19 protein-coding genes and 1 tRNA gene are annotated in these 17151 nt (G+C 62.3%); 16 read left to right on the top strand and 4 right to left on the bottom strand.

The window, feature by feature from the left end:
• The first annotated feature begins 38 nt into the window (after positions 1-38).
• The 9 genes from nifH (at position 39) to GH663_RS05670 (ending at position 7464) form a co-directional block, all read left to right on the top strand.
• Positions 39-920, top strand: a complete 882-nt coding sequence (nifH, locus tag GH663_RS05710) for a nitrogenase iron protein (protein ID WP_153130692.1) — start codon at positions 39-41, stop codon at positions 918-920.
• A gap of 93 nt (positions 921-1013) precedes the next feature.
• A complete protein-coding gene (nifD, locus tag GH663_RS05705) occupies positions 1014-2486 on the top strand; it encodes a nitrogenase molybdenum-iron protein alpha chain (RefSeq protein ID WP_153130691.1) in 1473 nt (490 codons plus the stop codon).
• 68 nt (positions 2487-2554) lie between these two features.
• Positions 2555-4123 (top strand): nitrogenase molybdenum-iron protein subunit beta, encoded by a 1569-nt coding sequence (gene nifK / locus GH663_RS05700; protein ID WP_153130690.1) that lies wholly within the window; start codon positions 2555-2557, stop codon positions 4121-4123.
• 53 nt (positions 4124-4176) lie between these two features.
• A complete protein-coding gene (gene nifT, locus GH663_RS05695; protein ID WP_066879932.1) occupies positions 4177-4404 on the top strand; it encodes a putative nitrogen fixation protein NifT in 228 nt (75 codons plus the stop codon).
• A 67-nt stretch (positions 4405-4471) separates the two neighbouring features.
• Positions 4472-4663, top strand: a complete 192-nt coding sequence (locus GH663_RS05690; protein WP_066879924.1) for a 4Fe-4S binding protein — start codon at positions 4472-4474, stop codon at positions 4661-4663.
• Between the two features lie 77 nt (positions 4664-4740).
• Positions 4741-5472: a dinitrogenase iron-molybdenum cofactor biosynthesis protein gene (locus tag GH663_RS05685; RefSeq protein ID WP_066879921.1), complete on the top strand. Its 732-nt coding sequence runs from the start codon at positions 4741-4743 to the stop codon at positions 5470-5472.
• Complete coding sequence (locus tag GH663_RS05680; RefSeq protein ID WP_066879914.1) at positions 5469-5732, top strand: DUF6129 family protein; 264 nt, start codon at positions 5469-5471, stop codon at positions 5730-5732. The genes GH663_RS05685 and GH663_RS05680 overlap by 4 nt, the downstream gene beginning before the upstream one ends.
• Positions 5722-6480 carry a 4Fe4S-binding leucine-rich repeat protein gene (locus GH663_RS05675; protein ID WP_153130689.1) on the top strand — a complete coding sequence of 253 codons (759 nt, stop codon included), beginning with the start codon at positions 5722-5724 and terminating at the stop codon, positions 6478-6480. Before GH663_RS05680 ends, GH663_RS05675 begins: the two co-directional genes overlap by 11 nt.
• Before the next feature lie 15 nt (positions 6481-6495).
• Complete coding sequence (locus GH663_RS05670) at positions 6496-7464, top strand: hypothetical protein (protein ID WP_153130688.1); 969 nt, start codon at positions 6496-6498, stop codon at positions 7462-7464.
• A 70-nt stretch (positions 7465-7534) separates the two neighbouring features.
• On the opposite strand, the gene GH663_RS05665 is transcribed toward GH663_RS05670, so the two are convergent.
• Positions 7535-8803, bottom strand: coding sequence for a putative Na+/H+ antiporter (locus GH663_RS05665; protein WP_153130687.1), 1269 nt, complete (start codon positions 8801-8803; stop codon positions 7535-7537).
• A gap of 87 nt (positions 8804-8890) precedes the next feature.
• Positions 8891-9565, bottom strand: coding sequence for a thiopurine S-methyltransferase (locus tag GH663_RS05660; protein ID WP_153130686.1), 675 nt, complete (start codon positions 9563-9565; stop codon positions 8891-8893).
• A gap of 296 nt (positions 9566-9861) precedes the next feature.
• Between GH663_RS05660 and nifV the strand changes: the two genes are divergently transcribed.
• Genes nifV through nifM form a run of 6 tightly spaced genes read left to right on the top strand, consistent with a single transcriptional unit; the run spans position 9862 to position 13955 of the window.
• On the top strand, positions 9862-10998 hold the full coding sequence (nifV, locus tag GH663_RS05655) for a homocitrate synthase (RefSeq protein ID WP_153130685.1): 1137 nt from the start codon (positions 9862-9864) through the stop codon (positions 10996-10998).
• The gene (gene cysE, locus GH663_RS05650) at positions 10991-11767 is read left to right on the top strand and encodes a serine O-acetyltransferase (RefSeq protein WP_211371065.1); all 777 of its coding nucleotides are present in this window, start codon (positions 10991-10993) and stop codon (positions 11765-11767) included. The genes nifV and cysE overlap by 8 nt, the downstream gene beginning before the upstream one ends.
• 19 nt (positions 11768-11786) lie before the next feature.
• Positions 11787-12329: a hypothetical protein gene (locus tag GH663_RS05645; RefSeq protein WP_153130684.1), complete on the top strand. Its 543-nt coding sequence runs from the start codon at positions 11787-11789 to the stop codon at positions 12327-12329.
• A 10-nt stretch (positions 12330-12339) separates the two neighbouring features.
• Positions 12340-12681: a nitrogenase-stabilizing/protective protein NifW gene (gene nifW / locus GH663_RS05640; RefSeq protein WP_153130683.1), complete on the top strand. Its 342-nt coding sequence runs from the start codon at positions 12340-12342 to the stop codon at positions 12679-12681.
• Positions 12678-13136 carry a nitrogen fixation protein NifZ gene (locus tag GH663_RS05635; RefSeq protein WP_240481659.1) on the top strand — a complete coding sequence of 153 codons (459 nt, stop codon included), beginning with the start codon at positions 12678-12680 and terminating at the stop codon, positions 13134-13136. The genes nifW and GH663_RS05635 overlap by 4 nt, the downstream gene beginning before the upstream one ends.
• 3 nt (positions 13137-13139) lie before the next feature.
• Positions 13140-13955 carry a nitrogen fixation protein NifM gene (gene nifM, locus GH663_RS05630; RefSeq protein ID WP_153130682.1) on the top strand — a complete coding sequence of 272 codons (816 nt, stop codon included), beginning with the start codon at positions 13140-13142 and terminating at the stop codon, positions 13953-13955.
• A 168-nt stretch (positions 13956-14123) separates the two neighbouring features.
• On the opposite strand, the gene GH663_RS05625 is transcribed toward nifM, so the two are convergent.
• Positions 14124-14200, bottom strand: a tRNA-Pro gene (locus tag GH663_RS05625).
• A 138-nt stretch (positions 14201-14338) separates the two neighbouring features.
• On the opposite strand from GH663_RS05625, the gene dksA reads away from it, so the two are divergent.
• Positions 14339-14764 (top strand): RNA polymerase-binding protein DksA, encoded by a 426-nt coding sequence (gene dksA / locus GH663_RS05620; protein WP_066880248.1) that lies wholly within the window; start codon positions 14339-14341, stop codon positions 14762-14764.
• Positions 14765-14889: 125 nt separating this feature from the next.
• Here the strand turns inward: dksA and pnp are convergent, their stop codons facing one another.
• Entirely contained in the window at positions 14890-17037 is a 2148-nt protein-coding gene (pnp, locus tag GH663_RS05615; RefSeq protein WP_153130681.1) for a polyribonucleotide nucleotidyltransferase, read from the bottom strand.
• Between the last annotated feature and the right edge of the window lie 114 nt (positions 17038-17151).

The following is a 17151-nucleotide window of genomic DNA, read 5'->3' as shown; positions in this document are numbered from 1 at the left end:
CCTTCGCAAATCGACTGACAGACTAAGGAGATTACACCATGGCAAAACTGCGTCAATGCGCCATCTACGGCAAAGGCGGGATCGGCAAGTCCACCACCACCCAGAATCTGGTGGCGGCACTGGCCGAATCCGGCAAGAAAGTTATGATTGTTGGCTGCGATCCGAAAGCCGACTCCACCCGCCTGATCCTGCATAGCAAGGCTCAGACCACCGTGATGCACCTGGCTGCTGAAGCTGGCTCCGTGGAAGATCTCGAACTGGAAGACGTCCTCTCCGTCGGTTTCGGCGGCGTCAAGTGCGTTGAATCCGGTGGCCCGGAACCCGGCGTCGGCTGTGCCGGTCGTGGTGTGATCACCGCCATCAACTTCCTGGAAGAAGAAGGCGCCTACGACGAAGACCTCGACTTCGTGTTCTACGACGTGCTGGGTGACGTGGTCTGCGGCGGTTTCGCCATGCCGATCCGCGAAAACAAGGCGCAGGAAATCTACATCGTCTGCTCCGGCGAAATGATGGCCATGTACGCTGCCAACAACATCTCCAAGGGTATCGTGAAGTACGCGAACTCCGGCGGTGTCCGTCTGGCCGGCCTGATTTGCAACTCCCGCAACACCGACCGCGAAGACGAACTGATCATGGCTCTGGCTTCCCGCCTCGGCACCACGATGATCCACTTCGTGCCGCGTGACAACGCCGTGCAGCACGCTGAAATCCGCCGCATGACGATGGTCGAATACGATCCGAAGCACAAGCAGGCCGACGAATATCGCCAGCTCGCCAACAAGATCGTCAACAACACCAACTTCGTCATCCCGACCCCGATCGAGATGGAAGAGCTGGAAGACCTGCTGATGGAATTCGGCATCATGGAAGCGGAAGACGAGTCCATCGTCGGCAAGACCGCTGCCGATCTGGCTGCCTAAGCACCACCCCGCAAGCTCCGGCGGGGGCGTTGCTCCCCGCCACTTTCAACCAGTACGTCGGCCACAGATTGGTGGCGACGTCAGGAGGAAAAAATGACGACTCTGTCTCGCGAAGAAACCGAAGCCCTCATTGCCGAGGTGCTTGAGGTTTATCCGGAAAAAGCCAAGAAGGACCGCGCCAAGCATCTCGCGGCCAACGACGTATCCGTTGAACAATCCAAGAAGTGCATCACGTCCAACCGCAAGTCCCTGCCCGGTGTCATGACCATCCGTGGTTGCGCCTACGCCGGCTCCAAGGGCGTGGTCTGGGGTCCGATCAAGGACATGATCCACATCTCGCACGGCCCGGTCGGCTGCGGTCAGTATTCCCGCGCCGGTCGCCGCAACTACTACGTCGGCACCACCGGCGTCGATACCTTCGGCACGATGAACTTCACCTCCGATTTCCAGGAGAAGGACATTGTGTTCGGCGGCGACAAGAAGCTGGCCAAGCTGATCGACGAAGTCGAACAGCTCTTCCCGCTGCACAAGGGGATCTCGGTTCAGTCCGAGTGCCCGATCGGCCTGATCGGCGACGACATCGAGTCGGTCTCCAAGAAGGGTTCCGCCAGTATCGGCAAGCCGGTCGTCCCGGTGCGCTGCGAAGGCTTCCGCGGCGTTTCGCAGTCGCTCGGCCACCACATCGCCAACGACGCGATCCGCGACTGGGTCCTCGACAAGCGTGACGGCCAGCCCTACGAATCGACCCCGTACGACGTTGCCATCATCGGCGACTACAACATCGGTGGCGATGCCTGGGCAACCCGTATTCTTCTCGAAGAGATGGGTCTGCGGGTCGTCGCTCAGTGGTCCGGCGACGGCACCATTGCCGAAATGATGAACACGCCGAAAGTGAAGCTGAACCTGCTGCACTGCTATCGTTCGATGAACTACATCAGCCGCCACATGGAAGAGAAGTACGGCATTCCTTACCTGGAATACAACTTCTTCGGCCCGACCAAGATCATCGAATCGCTGCGCCGCATCGCTGCCTTCTTCGACGATTCCATCAAGGAAAAGACCGAAGCCGTCATCGCCCGCTACAAGCCGATGATGGACGAGATCATCGCCAAGTACAAACCGCGCCTCGAAGGCAAGAAGGTCATGCTCTACGTCGGCGGTCTGCGCCCGCGTCACGTGATCGGCGCCTACGAAGATCTCGGCATGGAAGTGATCGGCACCGGCTACGAATTCGGCCACAACGACGACTATGACCGCACGATCAAGGAAATGGGTGATGCCACCCTGCTCTACGACGACGTCACCGGTTTCGAGCTGGAAGAGTTCGTCAAGAAGCTGAAGCCCGACCTCGTCGGCTCCGGCATCAAGGAAAAGTACATCTTCCAGAAGATGGGCATTCCGCTCCGCCAGATGCACTCCTGGGATTACTCCGGCCCGTACCACGGCTACGACGGCTTCGCCATCTTCGCCCGCGACATGGACATCGCTCTGGCCAGCCCGGTCTGGGGCAACCTCGTGCCGCCCTGGAAGAAGGTTGCAGCCGAAGAAGTCAAGAAGGCCGCCTGAGTTAGTTCAGCAAATCCTTAACCTTGCGCCCGTACCCGCAGATGAGCGGTGCGGGCAAGGAGATAGCAATGCAAACCGCAGAAAAGATCAAGCCCTGTTATCCGCTGTTCCGTGACGATGACTACAAGAAGAACCTCGCTGAAAAGCGCCAGCTCTTCGAAGAAGGTCATGGCCCGGACAAAGTTTGGGAAACCTTCGTCTGGACCACGACGCAGGAATACCAGGATCTCAACTTCAAGCGTGAAGCCCTGACCGTCGATCCGGCCAAGGCCTGCCAGCCGCTCGGCGCCGTCCTCTGCGCCTCCGGCTTCCACAAGACCCTGCCTTACGTGCATGGTTCGCAAGGCTGTGTCGCCTACTTCCGCACCTACTTCAACCGTCACTTCAAGGAACCGTGCTCCTGCGTCTCCGACTCGATGACGGAAGACGCAGCCGTGTTCGGCGGCCAGAAGAACATGTTCGACGGTCTGGCCAACGCCAAGGCCATCTACAAGCCGGACATGATCGCTGTCTCCACCACCTGCATGGCGGAAGTTATTGGTGACGACTTGAACGCGTTCATCAACAACACCAAGAAGGAAGGCCACATTCCCCAGGAATACCCGGTCCCCTTCGCCCACACGCCGTCCTTCGTCGGTTCGCACACGACCGGTTGGGACAACATGCTGGAAGGCATCATCCGCTCCTTCACGCTGAACTTCATGGAAGGCAAGAAGGTCGGTTCGAACGGCAAGGTCAATATCGTTCCGGGTTTCGAAACCTACCTGGGCAACTACCGCGTCATCAAGCGCATGCTCGGTGAAATGGATGTCGATTACACCTACCTGTCCGATGCCAGCGAAGTGTTCGACACCCCGGCCGATGGCGAATTCCGCATGTATGCCGGCGGCACGACCATCGACGAAGTCAAGGATGCGCCGAACGCCATCACGACCCTGCTGCTGCAACCGGCCCAGCTGGAAAAGTCGAAGAAATTCGTCGAGAACACCTGGAACCATGACATTCCCAAGCTGAACATCCCGATGGGTGTGGAATGGACCGACGAGTTCCTGATGAAGGTCTCCGAAGTCACCGGCAAGGCGATTCCCGAATCGCTGGCCAAGGAGCGCGGCCGCTGTATGGACCTGATCGCCGACAGCCACGCCTGGCTGCACGGCAAGAAGTTCGCCCTCTACGGTGACCCGGACTTCGTCATGGGCATGGTCAAGATCCTGCTCGAGTGCGGTGCCGAGCCGACCCACATCCTGTCCCACAACGCCAACAAGCGCTGGGGCAAGGCTGTCGAGAAGCTCCTCGCCTCCAGCCCGTTCGGCGTCAATGGCAAGGTCTATGTCGGCAACGACCTGTGGCACATGCGCAGCCTGTGCTTCACGGACAAGCCGGACTTCCTGATCGGCAACTCCTACGGCAAGTACATCCAGCGCGACACCCGCTACAAGGGTGAAGAGTTCGAAGTACCGCTGATCCGCCTCGGCTTCCCGCTGTTCGATCGTCATCACCTGCATCGTCAGACCACCATGGGCTACGAAGGCATGATGTCCATCGTCACCCAGCTGACCAACGCGGTCCTTGAGCAGCTCGACAAGGAAACGATCGGCATGGGTACGACCGACTACAACTTCGACCTGGTTCGCTAATCAGGACCACCGGCGGGGCTGCACGCTCCGCCGGTCCTGCAGGAGAGTGTCAAATGGCCAATATCATGATCCAGCAAGGCGCAAGCGGTGGGCTGGTTTTTTACCTTCCGAAGCGCGATCTGGAAGCTTCCATCGAGTCCATCGAATTCGATTCCCCGGAAAAATGGGGCGGCGAACTGAAACTGGACAACGGTGGAACCTACTACATTGATCCGATCGCCAAGCCGCCCCGCCTGCCCGTTTCCCTGCGTGCCAAGCGCCTCGGCGCGGCCGAAGACTAAGCCCGTTGAAACCAGCCCGCCCCAGCCAGCCGATTAGCCAGCGAGGGCGGATTGAAAGGAGAGCATCATGGCAATGAAAATCGATCCCGACATGTGCACCGCCTGCGGCGACTGCAAACCGGTCTGCCCGACCAAGTCGATCAGTTCCGGCAAGATCTTTTTCAAGATCGACGGTGCAACCTGCACGGAATGCGACGGCCACAACGATTCCCCGTTGTGTGTCGATGTCTGCCCGTCCGGCTGCATCAGCCCGGCCTGAGCAAAGCCTTGAGCCGAACACCAGCCGCAACGCAAGTTCGTCTGGCGTTCCACTGAAGACTTTCCCTGGAGCCCATCATGTCCGATACCCCCATCGCCTCCCGCGAAGCCGCGCTGCGCATCGCACTGGCCGCCCGTGCCCTGAATGGTCTTGATGTCCGCGCCCTGGTCGGGGCGCTGATCGAAAAGCTCGAAGCCCCCCTCACCGAAGCCAAGCTCGGTACGCTGACGGTCGAAGACCTGCGCGTCATCCTGGCCGGCGACTTTGCCGAACAGGGCTGCCATGTCGGCGTCGAAAGCGAAGCGCTCAAGGAAGCCGTCCGCCTGCTCTGGGGCCAGGGCGTCGAAAACAGCGATTTTCCGGCGGTCGACACCTACACAGAGGGCGAAATGCCCGGCTCGATCCGCGTTGCCATCGCCGCCAACCGCGGCGAGAACCTCGATGGCCACTTCGGCTCCTGCGAACGCTTCCTGATCTATCAGGTCGGCCCGCAGGCGATCAAGCTGATCGGCATCCGCAGCACGGTCGAAGCCGATGCCGCCGAGGACAAGAACGCCGCCCGCTCGGCGCTGATCAACGACTGCCAGATCGTCTATGTCCAGTCGATCGGTGGCCCGGCCGCCGCCAAGGTGGTGCGTGCCGGCGTCCATCCGGTCAAGAAGCCGGAAGGCGGCAAGGCCCGCGAAGTATTGGTCGAACTGCAGGGCCGCCTGTCCAGCCCGCCGCCCTGGCTGGCCCAGATCATGGGCGTGCCCTCGGCCTCGCTGGCCCGCTTCGAGGAGGAAATCGCCGCGGAGGAATCGGCATGATCACCCCCAGCCAACTCGTCCAGGTCGGCGAAGCGACCCATCTCGACGCCCGTGCCGCCTCGCTGCGCCAGCGCTTTCCCGACCTCCACTTCAGCGAATGCAGCGAAGACGACATCTCGCCGCGCTACGCCCCGGCCCTGACCCTCGACAGCTACGATCTTTACCTGATCAGCGGCGCCTCCGGCCATTGTCTCGAACTGACCAACGACTCCGCTTCCGCAACCGGCATTCTCGTTGCCGCCAAGGTCGATGAAGAATGAGAGCCGCCCCGCCGAGGCCGGTTTCGGCCGGCTCGGCCTGTGTTCCGGCTGCAGCTATTACCCGGACTACCTGAACAGCCACCGCTGCACGCCCGGCGACGCCTGCATCCGCGCCCACAGCGGCCGGCAGATCGATCGTTTCCTGCGCACCAATCCGGAACTGGCCCCGAACTACCTGAACGATATTTTCTGGGAGCGGCGGGCGATTGCCGCCCGCTATGCTGCGGTCGACCATATTTTTTCGCTGAAATCGGATGCCGACGAGGTGGTGCGCCGCGTCGTCGCCACCCGCCTGCCGGTCGACGAACTGATCGGCATGGTGCGCGACCCGGACCGCGAGGTACGGCTTTCGGTCGCCGCCCGCCTGCCCGAACCACTGCTTGTCCAGCTGATCAACGACCCGGATTACCTGATCCGTGCCACCGTTGCCCGCCGCCTGCCGCACGGCCAATTGTCCAAACTGGCGAAAGACCCGGAGCGCGAGGTGCGCAAGGTGGTCGCCTCACGCCTGCCGCCCTTCGCGCTGCACATGCTGGCCGCCGACCCGGAACCAGAAGTCCGCGCCATCGTCGCCGAACGCGCCCTGCCCGGTCTCGCCGTCGCCCTGTTGCAGGACGAAGAGTGGTGGGTACGGCTGGCCGCGGTCAGCAACGCGCCGCTCGAATTTCTGCCGCCGCTGGTCAACGATCCGGAAGTCGAGGTCCGCGAAGCGGCCCAGGCCCGGCTGGCCGAACCCAACATGCTTTGATAACGAGGAAGCCTCATGAAACAAACCCTGGCCTGGACGGAATACTGCAAGTCGCTCGCCCCTGCCATTGTCGAAACCTGTGCCAAGGTCTCGGTCAGCAGCGGCCCCGGCGCCCTGGTCAAGGCGCTCGGCGCCGCCTTGCCGGAATGGAAATTCCGCCACGCCCTGAGCCGCGGCGGCTGGTACCGCCTGGGCGGCATCCTCGACCATCAGGGCGAGCGCGTTTCCGACAACCTCGAAAGCTGGGTTGAAAATGCCCTCGATGAACGCGACGGCGACTTCGCCGCGCTTTGCGACGACTTTATCGACAAGAAGCTCTACGCCACCCGGCTGGTCGGCCAGACCCACTATCTGGTCGCCTCGGCCGGCGACAGCACCGACGGTTTCCTGCAACTGGAGATCGAAGACTTGCAGGAAATGCGCGTGCACCAGCTGTTCGCCAACGAACCGAGCACGCTGGAAGAACTGGTCGATCCGCGCGGTGGGGCCGACCAGCCGGTCCCGGTCGGCCTGCCTTTCTACACCTTCCGGCGCATCCAGCACATCGGCGCCTTCCTTGGCCGCATGCTGGCCCAGAAGCCGGAACCGGCCCCCATCCACCGGATGATCGATGACTGGTCGAAAAGCAGCGCCAGCAACACCAGCGCCTATTTCAACCACTGGGTGATCGCCACCCGCGAGCACCTCGACCGCTATCACCAGCCGGTTTTCCGCGCCCAGCCGATCGCCACGCTGGCCGGCGAGGCGCCCGAGTTTGCCGCAGCCAGCGGCACCACCGGCCTCAAGCTGAACGAAGCGCTCAGCCATTTCGACCGCGAGAGCGGTTACCCGATGGCCTGGTATTTCCACATGTTGACCAGCAAGGCGGTGCCCTACTGGGTCGCCCAGGCGGTGGTCGAGGACTCGCTGGGCGGCTTCGCCTACCTGCCGCAACGCGACGTCGATGTCGTCCGCCACTGGTTGCACCAGCCCTACGCCCTCTGAGGCAGCCGCCTAAAAAACAAAGGGCCCGCCTGTGGCGGGCCCTTCTTGCTGCTCGCGACTCAATCGCCGGCTAAAGCATTAGGAAAGCCAACATCGCCACCCCGGTCGGCGCCAGCGCGTAGAGAAAGAGACCGAGCGGGCTGATCGAGCCTTCGTCGAAGCTCGACTTCAGGATCGCCAGACCGGCCGGGTTCGGCGCATTGGCGATGATCGTCAGTCCGCCGCCGGTGACCGCGCCGGCGATGATGGCGTATTTGAATTCGTTGGAAACACCTTCGACCAGCGAGGCCAGATAGGCCAGCGCCGCGTTGTCGGTCAGCGCGGTCAGGCCGGTGGCGAGGAAATAGAGCAGCGTCGGCTCGACGCCGGTCAGCGTACTCTGCAGCCACCATTGCTGCAGGCCGCCAATGACCACCAGCCCGGCCAGGAAGAAGGCAACCAACAGCCCCTCGCGCAAAATCAGGCGATCCTGATAGCGCTCGTAGGCCTCGACATAGCCGAGGAAAAACAGGAAGAGACCCATGAAGATCACCGGATGATGGGCAAAGAGCACGACGCCGAACAGGAAGGCGAGATGGATGCCGGCCACCCCGAGCGGCACCGGCGCGGCATCGCCAGCCTCCGTCTCCTGCCCCTTACCGGCCAGTTCCTTGCGGAACAGCCAGGTCACCACGGAGGCATTGACCAAAACGGCAAGCGCCGCTTTCCAGCCGAAGGTGGCGAACATGAAGGGGGTATCCCACTGCCAGGTGGCCGCCACCATCAGCACCGGCGGCGCGGCGAAATGGGTCAGCGTGCCACCGATCGAGACATTGACGAAGAGAACGCCGATCGTCGCGTACTTCAGGCGATGCGACAGTTGATGCTGGAAATAGCGGTCGCGCAGCATCAGCGCAGCCAGCGTCATCGCTGCCGGCTCGGTAATCAGCGAACCGAACAGCGGCACCAGGCAGAGACAGAGAAAATAGCCGGCCACCGCCCGCTGCATGGGCATCACGGCTGCCACCAGGCGAACGATATTGATCACCGTGCTGACAATCGGCCGGCTGGCGGCAATCACCATCACGACAAAGACGAACATCGGCTCGGTGAAATTCCGGCTTTCGACATAGTCGACCGCAGCACTCTTCCCGGCGACCGAAATCATCACGATAACCAGCACGAAAGCCCAGAAACCAAAGACCACCTCGACTTCGGCCAGCAAGTGCCAGAGCCCGGCATGGCGCGGCTGTGCATGCGCCAGGTGGGCAAAGAACTTGGTCATGAAGGTGTGCAGCACGGCCAGCGCAAAGATACCGGCGGCAATCAGTTCGGGGGCGGAGACAGCTTGAAGATCCATGTTTTTCTTGATTGATTCGTCGTTGCCCCACCATAGCCAACTTGCCTGCCCTTGGCAAATCGGCGAATCCCGGGCGGCCGGTCCTGACTAGTCTTGGCTTTTCGGCGTCAGCAGATAAACCTTCTGCTCGACGCGCACCAACTCGGCAATCGCCGGATCGGGGTCGGCTTCGAAGACACTTTCGACGTGACTGAGTTGAATGTCGAAGGTGGCGGCATAGAGGCCGGCGATTTCATCGGCCACGGCAAAGGGCTGGCCGGCCGTTTCCCAGCCCTCGGGCTCTTCGGTGGTCAGCAGCAACACCTTGCAGGCAGCCGGCACAATGCGGGCAAGATGCGCCAGGTAGGCGGCGCGGATGTCGTCCGGCAATGCGGTCAGCGAGGCGCGGTCGAAAACGGCGGCAATGTCGCCCAGATCGGCGGCGGTCAACTGGAAAAAGTCACCGCACAGGATGCCGATCCGGCCGTTCTCCCAGAGGGTCAGCTTGCCGACCTGGCGCCGGCTGGCCTGCAGCCGGTTTTCGCGAAAAAAGGCGCGGACGGCGAGCGGACTCAGCTCGACCCCGATCACGCTATGCCCCTGCCCGGCCAGCCAGAGCAGATCCAGGCTCTTGCCGCAGAGCGGCACGAAAACCCGGTCGGCGGCCTGCAAGCCAAGGCTGGACCAGAACCTGACCAGATGCGGATTGACCGTTTTCTGGTGAAACGCCGTATTGCGGTCGCGCCAGGATTGTTGCCAGAGCTCGTTGTCGCGGCCTGTCATGTCGATTCTTTCGCATCAGTCGCTGCATTGTTGAATCAGGAAATGTTCTGATCGTAAGACACAAGGCTTCGGCAGAAGCACCATGCAGCCCGAAAAGGCACTCGCGGCGAACGGCTCCAAAAATGGGCCGGACGCGTCGACAGTACCACCGAAAGTTGGCCGGCAAGCGCCGTCGGATGATTGTCGCATTCTCGACATTGAGCCCACATTCCGCCGGTCGACAATAAAAAACATCGGTTTTTCAACACCTTAAAGCTTGGCACCATCCTTGCTGCGAATGAGCCGAGGAGATTCCCATGACCCAGCCTTTCATCACCATCAACGACACCACCCTGCGCGACGGCGAACAGTCGGCCGGCGTGGCGTTCTCGCTCGATGAAAAACTGGAAATCGCCCGCCAGCTGGCCGCCATCGGCGTTCCCGAGCTGGAAGTCGGCATCCCGGCAATGGGCGACGAGGAACGCGCTTCAGTGCGCGCTGTCGCCGACCTCAAGCTGGCCCCCCGACTGATGGTGTGGAGCCGCATGCACCCGGCCGACATCGCCGCCTGCGCCGACCTCGGCGCCCACCTGATCGACATTTCGGTGCCGGCCTCCGACCAGCACCTGGCCTACAAGCTGAAGCAGGACCGCGCCTGGCTGCTGCGCGAACTGCCCAAATTCATCGGCGCCGCGCTCAGCCTCGGCCTCGAAGTCGGCCTCGGCTGCGAGGATGCATCGCGCGCCGACCTGAACTTCCTCTGCGCCCTGGCCGAAACCGCCGAACGGGCCGGCGCTCGCCGCCTGCGCTTCGCCGACACGCTGGGCATTCTCGAACCCTTCGCCACCTTCGAGCGGATCAGCACGCTGCGCCGCAACAGCGGCCTGGAAATCGAGATGCACGCCCACGATGATCTCGGCCTGGCCACCGCCAACACGCTGGCCGCCTGCAAGGCTGGTGCAACGCATGTCAATACGACGGTCAACGGCCTCGGCGAACGGGCCGGCAACGCACCGCTCGAAGAAGTCGTGCTCGGCCTGAAGAAGCTGCACGGCATCGAAACAGGGGTCAATCTGCGCGGCTTCCCGGCGCTCTCCAGCCAGGTCGCCACCGCTTCCGGGCGGGCCGTGCCGTGGCAGAAAAGCGTCGTCGGCGCCGGCGCCTTCACGCACGAGGCCGGCATCCACGTCGATGGCCTGTTGAAGCACCCGGACAACTACCAGGGCTTCGACCCGCAGGAAGTCGGCCAGTCGCACCGCATCGTCCTCGGCAAGCATTCCGGCTCGCGCGCCGTGCAAGTCGTCTATGCCGGCCTCGGCCTGACCGTCGATGACAGCGAAGCCCATGCCCTGCTGCCGCGCGTCCGAAATTTCGTCGCCGAACACAAACATCCGCCGGAAACGCCCGATCTTCGGGCGCTGCTGGCCTCCGTCCGGAGCCAACTCCATGTCTGAAGCGATCACCATGACAGCAAGCCTCACCGCCACGCCGGGCCTCTGGGCAATTCTCAAGGAAGACCTGGCCTGCGTTTTCCTGCGCGACCCGGCGGCCCGCTCGACGCTGGAGGTGCTGACCACCTACCCCGGCGTCCACGCCGTGCTCACCCATCGTCTGTCGCATCGGCTGTGGCAGACCGGCTGGCGCTTTCCGGCCCGCTTCCTGTCCTTCCTCGGGCGGACGCTGACCAATGTCGACATCCACCCCGGCGCCACCATCGGCCGCCGCTTCTTCATCGACCACGGCGCCTGCGTCGTGATCGGCGAAACCGCCGAAGTCGGCAACGATGTCACGCTCTACCACGGCGTCACGCTCGGCGGCACCTCGTGGAACAAAGGCAAGCGCCACCCGACCCTGGCCGACGGTGTCGTCGTCGGGGCCGGCGCCAAGATCCTCGGCCCCATCTGCATCGGCGAACGCGTCCGCGTCGGCGCCAACTCGGTCGTCGTCAAGGATGTGCCGGCCGACCGCACCGTGGTCGGCGTGCCCGGCCGCATCGTCGATACCCGGGCCGGCAGCGCCCGCCCGGAAAATGGCATCAGCCTCGACCACAACCTGCTACCCGACCCGGTCGCCAAGTCGATCGCCTGCCTGATCGAACGCATCGAAAGCCTCGAAAAGGAACTGGCCGAAGTCCGCCACCAACCGCCGCCGGCCGATCACAGCGGCCAATGTCAAACCTGTTCCGCCGGTGACTTGTGCTGCGAGCACGAGTCCATGCACTGATAACGGACGGCAATACGCCATGGACCTGCTCGATTTCTCCGACTGCAAACTCTATTTCGAGGAGCCGCTGCCCGCCGAGGCCGAACGCCTGATCGCCCAGGCGGCCAGCGAATACGGCGAGGCGACGGCCGAAATGGCCTTGCTGCGCGCCCATCTGCTGGCTCCGGAGAACCTGACGGTGCTGGTCGGTCTCTATCGTTACTACTTCTACCAGCATCGCCTCGAAGACGCGCTGATCGTCGCCGAGCGCGCCATGCAGCTGTCCGGCCGCCACCTCGGCCTGCCGCCGGACTGGAACCAGCTCGACGAAACCCGGCTCGGCTCAGCCGCCGCCAACTCCTTCGGCCTGCTCCGCTTTTACTTGCTGGCCCTGAAGGCGGCCAGCGTCGTGCTGCTCCGCCTCGGCAAAATCGCCGCCTCGCGCGCCCGCCTGATCAAGCTGGCCGGCCTCGACAGCCGCGACCAACTCGGCGCCGGCAAGCTGCTCGAAGTGGTCGACGAATTCCAGGGCAGCAGCAGCGACACTGCCCCCCCTCCCGAACTTCAACTTGTAGCCGCCTGAGGAACTCATCATGGAAGATACCCTGACCCTTGCCGAAGCCATGGAAGACCTGGTTTCCGCCGAAGACTTTCTCGATTACTTCGAGGTTCCCTACGAAGCCAGCGTCGTGCACGTGAACCGCCTGCACATCCTGCAGCGCTTCCACGACTACCTGGCCAAGCAGGCGCCCAACCTGCCGCCGGAAGAGGAGTTGCAGCGTGGCATCTACCGCCTGTGGCTGGAACGTGCCTACAAGGACTTCGTGAGCTCCGATTCGCTGACCGAAAAGGTCTTCGCCGTCTTCCAGCACGTCGCCAAGCCGGATGGCGGGATGAGCTCCTTCGTCTCGCTCGACAAGGTGTTCCGGCAATGATGGACGCCCGCTGGGACTACGGTGAGCCGGTGCGCCTCACCCGCAACGTCCGCAACGACGGCACCTACCCCGGCCTCGACCCCGGCGAACCGCTGGTCCGGCGCGGCAGCATCGGCTACGTCGTCGATGTCGGCACCTTTTTGCAGGACCAGATCATCTACTCGGTGAATTTTCTCGACGAAGGCAAGATCGTCGGTTGCCGGGAAGAGGAACTGATCGGCGCCGACGATCCATGGACCCCGTCGCGCTTCGAGTTCCGCGAGAAGGTGCGCTCGGCCAAGGGCCTCGCCGTCGGTGGCGAAGTGTTGGTCGCCCTCGGTGCCATCGGCGAGGTGATCAAGGTGATCCGCGATGCACCGGGCGGCGTCGCCTACCACATCCACTTCGACAGTCTGCCGGGCCGCGTCCTGCAAATCCCGGAAGACGCCCTGGAAGCCACCGAAACAAAGGACTGAACGATGCAGCACGGCTACCTTGAACTGAAACTTTCCTGGGAGCTCTTCAAGAAAGCTCCGGAAACGCTCTCCGATCCCGAGCGCAACCGGCTGGGCGAGGTTGCCGCCAAGCAGAACGGCATCGAGCAGCGCATCCTGGCCAGCCCGCAGGCAGCCAATGTCATCGTCCCCGCAGCGACGCTGGCCACCCGCCTGGGCGAGGTTCGCCAGCGCTACGCCAGCGAGGACGATTACCTGCAGGATCTCGAGCGTAATGGCCTCAACGCGGCGACGCTGGGCGACGCCGTCGAACGCGACCTGCGCGTCGAGGCGGTGCTCGAAAAAGTCGCCGCCAGCGCCCCCACGGTCAGCGCGGTCGATGCCGAAATCTACTACCGGCTCCACCCGGAAGCCTTCGACCGCCCCGAGGCCCGGCGCCTGAGCCATATCCTGATCACCTTCGACAACCCGCAACAGAAGGTCAAGGTCCTCAAGCAACTCGAAGCCCTGCGGTCGACCGTCGAAAACAGCGATAAATTCGCCGCGGCGGCGCTGCGCCATTCGCAATGCCCGACCGCGATGGAAAAGGGCCTGCTCGGCGTCGTCAAGCGCGGCCAGCTCTACAAGGAACTGGAACCGGCCGCCTTTGCGCTGGAGGCCGGCGAAGTCAGCGCCGTACTCGAATCGCCGATCGGCCTGCACATCTTGCGCTGCGACGAAATATTGCCGAGCGGCCTGCTGCCGTTTGCCGAAGTCCGGGAAAAAATCATCGAACGCCTGACCGACAAGCGCCGCCGCGAAGCGCAGCGCGAATGGATTCGGCAGCTCGTTGCTCGCTAGGCCGATGACCGAAACGCAGTTTGGGGCGGCTCTCGGCCAAGCTGCCGAAAAGGCAGCAGAATGTTCAGCCGGAAACGATACAGGACGGGGCTTGTGCCGCTGTTCCTGCCGGCATCCGGCAAGAGGATACGGCAGAAAACAAAAAACGGCCGAAAGGCCGTTTAATGTTGGTCGGGGCGGTGGGATTCGAACTCACGACCCTCTGCTCCCAAAGCAGATGCGCTACCAGACTGCGCTACGCCCCGACACGAGAGCCGGCATTCTAACACCTCGCGGAAATCCGCACCAGATCAATGGTCTATATTCTGCAAAGAAAGATTCCTTGCAGGAAAACCGCCTTTCTGATATTTAATCGCTTTTTTGGTCTCTGGGACGCACAACAAATGGCAGAAGAACTGCTTCACAAACATTTCGCACCGTACGAACCCAAAGCGGGCGAAGACTATATGAGCACCAAGCAACTGGCGCACTTCCGCAAGATTCTCGAGACCCTCAAAAAAGAATTGAGCGAAGACATCGACCGCACCGTGCACACGATGCAGGACGAAGCGACCGTGTTTGCCGACCCGAATGACCGGGCCAGCCAGGAAACCGACATCGCCATCGAACTGCGCAATCGCGACCGCGAACGCAAGCTGATCAAGAAGATCGACGAAACCCTGGTCACCATCGAAAGCGGCGACTACGGCTTCTGCAACAAGTGCGGCGTCGAGATCGGCATCAAGCGCCTGGAAGCGCGCCCGACCGCCACCCTGTGCATCGACTGCAAGACGCTCGACGAAATGAAGGAAAGACAGATGGCGAAGTAATCCGCCACCGGCAGTGCTGCGGTCGACCTCGGGAAAACCGCAAAAAGCAAAGGGCACCTTCCGGTGCCCTTTTGTTTTGCTGCTGATACCAGCCCCCACCGCAGCGGGGGCCGGCACACCGGCAATTACATCTGCGGTTGCTGAGCTTCAGCTTGCGGTGCAGCAGCCGGCTGGGCAGCAGCACCTTCTTCGGCGGCAACGGCCTTCATCGACAGCTTGACGCGGCCGCGGTCGTCGGTCTCGAGAACCTTGACGCGAACGATCTGGCCTTCCTTGACGTAGTCTTCGACCTTGTTGACACGTTCCTGGGCGATCTGGGAGATGTGCAGCAGACCATCCTTGCCCGGCAGCACGGAAACAATCGCGCCGAAGTCGAGGATCTTCAGTACGGTACCTTCGTAGATCTTGCCGATCTCGACTTCCGCCGTGATCGCATCGATCCGGGCGCGGGCCGCAGCAGCGGCTTCGGCACTGCTCGAAGCGATGGTGATCGTGCCGTCGTCCTGGATGTCGATCGTCGTGCCGGTTTCTTCGGTCAGGGCGCGGATAACAGCACCGCCCTTGCCGATGACGTCACGGATCTTTTCCGGATTGATCTTGAAGGTGTACAGACGCGGCGCGTAGGCCGACATCTCTTCACGCGGGCCGGCAGCAGCTTCCTGCATCAGGTTAAGGATGTGCAGACGGGCTTCCTGGGCTTGCGCCAGTGCCACCTGCATGATTTCCTTGGTGATACCCTGGATCTTGATGTCCATCTGCAGCGCGGTGATACCGGCGGTCGTGCCGGCCACCTTGAAGTCCATGTCGCCGAGGTGATCTTCGTCGCCGAGGATGTCGGTCAGCACGGCAAAACGGTTGCCGTCCTTGATCAGGCCCATGGCGATACCGGCAACGTGTGCCTTCAGCGGCACGCCGGCATCGAGCAGCGCCAGACAGCCGCCGCAAACGGACGCCATCGACGAGGAACCGTTGGATTCGGTGATTTCCGAAACCAGGCGCATCGAGTACGAGAAATCTTCCGGCTTCGGCAGCACAGCCAGCAGCGCGCGCTTGGCCAAACGACCGTGACCGACTTCGCGACGCTTCGGCGTACCGACGCGACCGCATTCGCCGGTGGCGTACGGGGGCATGTTGTAGTGCAGCATGAAGCGGTCGCGGTATTCACCGGCCAGCGCATCGATAATCTGCTCGTCGCGGTTGGTACCGAGGGTGGCGACCGCCAGGGCCTGGGTTTCGCCACGGGTGAACAGAGCCGAACCGTGGGTACGCGGCAGGACGCCGGAACGCATGGTGATCGGACGCACGGTGCGGGTGTTGCGGCCGTCGATACGCGGCGCACCACTGAGGATGCGGCCACGGACGATGGCGGCTTCGATTTCATGGAACAGGTTGCCGACGGTATTCTCGTCCGGCGCACCTTCACCCTGACACAGGGCGGCGATGGCTTCGGCGCGGATTTCCTTGACGGCCTGGCTGCGCGTCTGCTTGACGGTGATGTTGTAAGCTTCTTCGAGCTTGGCAGCGACCAGATCCTTCAGCTTGGCGACCAGGGCTTCGTCCTGGACCGGCGCTTGCCAATCCCATTCCGGCTTGCCGGCTTCTTCGACCAACTCGTTGATGGCGTTGATCGCCTTCTGCATTTCGGTATGACCGAACACGACGGCGCCGAGCATGACATCTTCCGGCAGTTGGTCGGCTTCGGATTCAACCATCAGCACGGCGGCTTCGGTACCAGCAACCACCAGGTCGAGCTGGCTGGTCTTCAACTGGCTCAGGGTCGGGCACAGGACATACTGGCCATCAATGTAGCCAACGCGGGCTGCACCGATCGGGCCGTTGAACGGCACGCCGGAGATGGCCAGGGCGGCCGAAGCGCCAATCAGGGCCGGGATATCGGAATCGACTTCCGGATTCAGCGACATCACGGTGGCGATGACCTGGACTTCGTTGTAGAAGCCCTCCGGGAACAGCGGGCGGATCGGGCGGTCGATCAGGCGGCAGGTCAGCGTTTCCTTTTCGGAAGGACGGCCTTCGCGCTTGAAGAAGCCGCCGGGGATACGGCCGGCAGCGTAAACTTTTTCCTGGTAATCAACGGTCAGCGGGAAGAAATCCTGACCCGGCTTGGCGCTCTTGGCAGCGACGACGGTGACCAGAACGACGGTTTCTTCCATGGAAACGAGAACGGCACCGCCAGCCTGGCGGGCGATTTCGCCGGTTTCGATGGTGACCTGATGGTCGCCATAGGCGAAGGTTTTTTTCACGACATTAAACATAATTTCCTTTCACTCTCATCACAATAAACAACGATTTATCAACAACTTACAATCAACAACAAAACACTACGACAAAAAGCAAAAAAAGCGGCCGGGAAATTTCCGGGCCGCTCT

This window comes from Dechloromonas hortensis, from assembly GCF_009469765.1.
Classification (GTDB): Bacteria; Pseudomonadota; Gammaproteobacteria; order Burkholderiales; family Rhodocyclaceae; genus Azonexus; species Azonexus hortensis.
The sequence above is the reverse complement of the archived record's forward strand: the minus strand, read 5'-3'. Positions and strand labels throughout refer to the sequence as shown.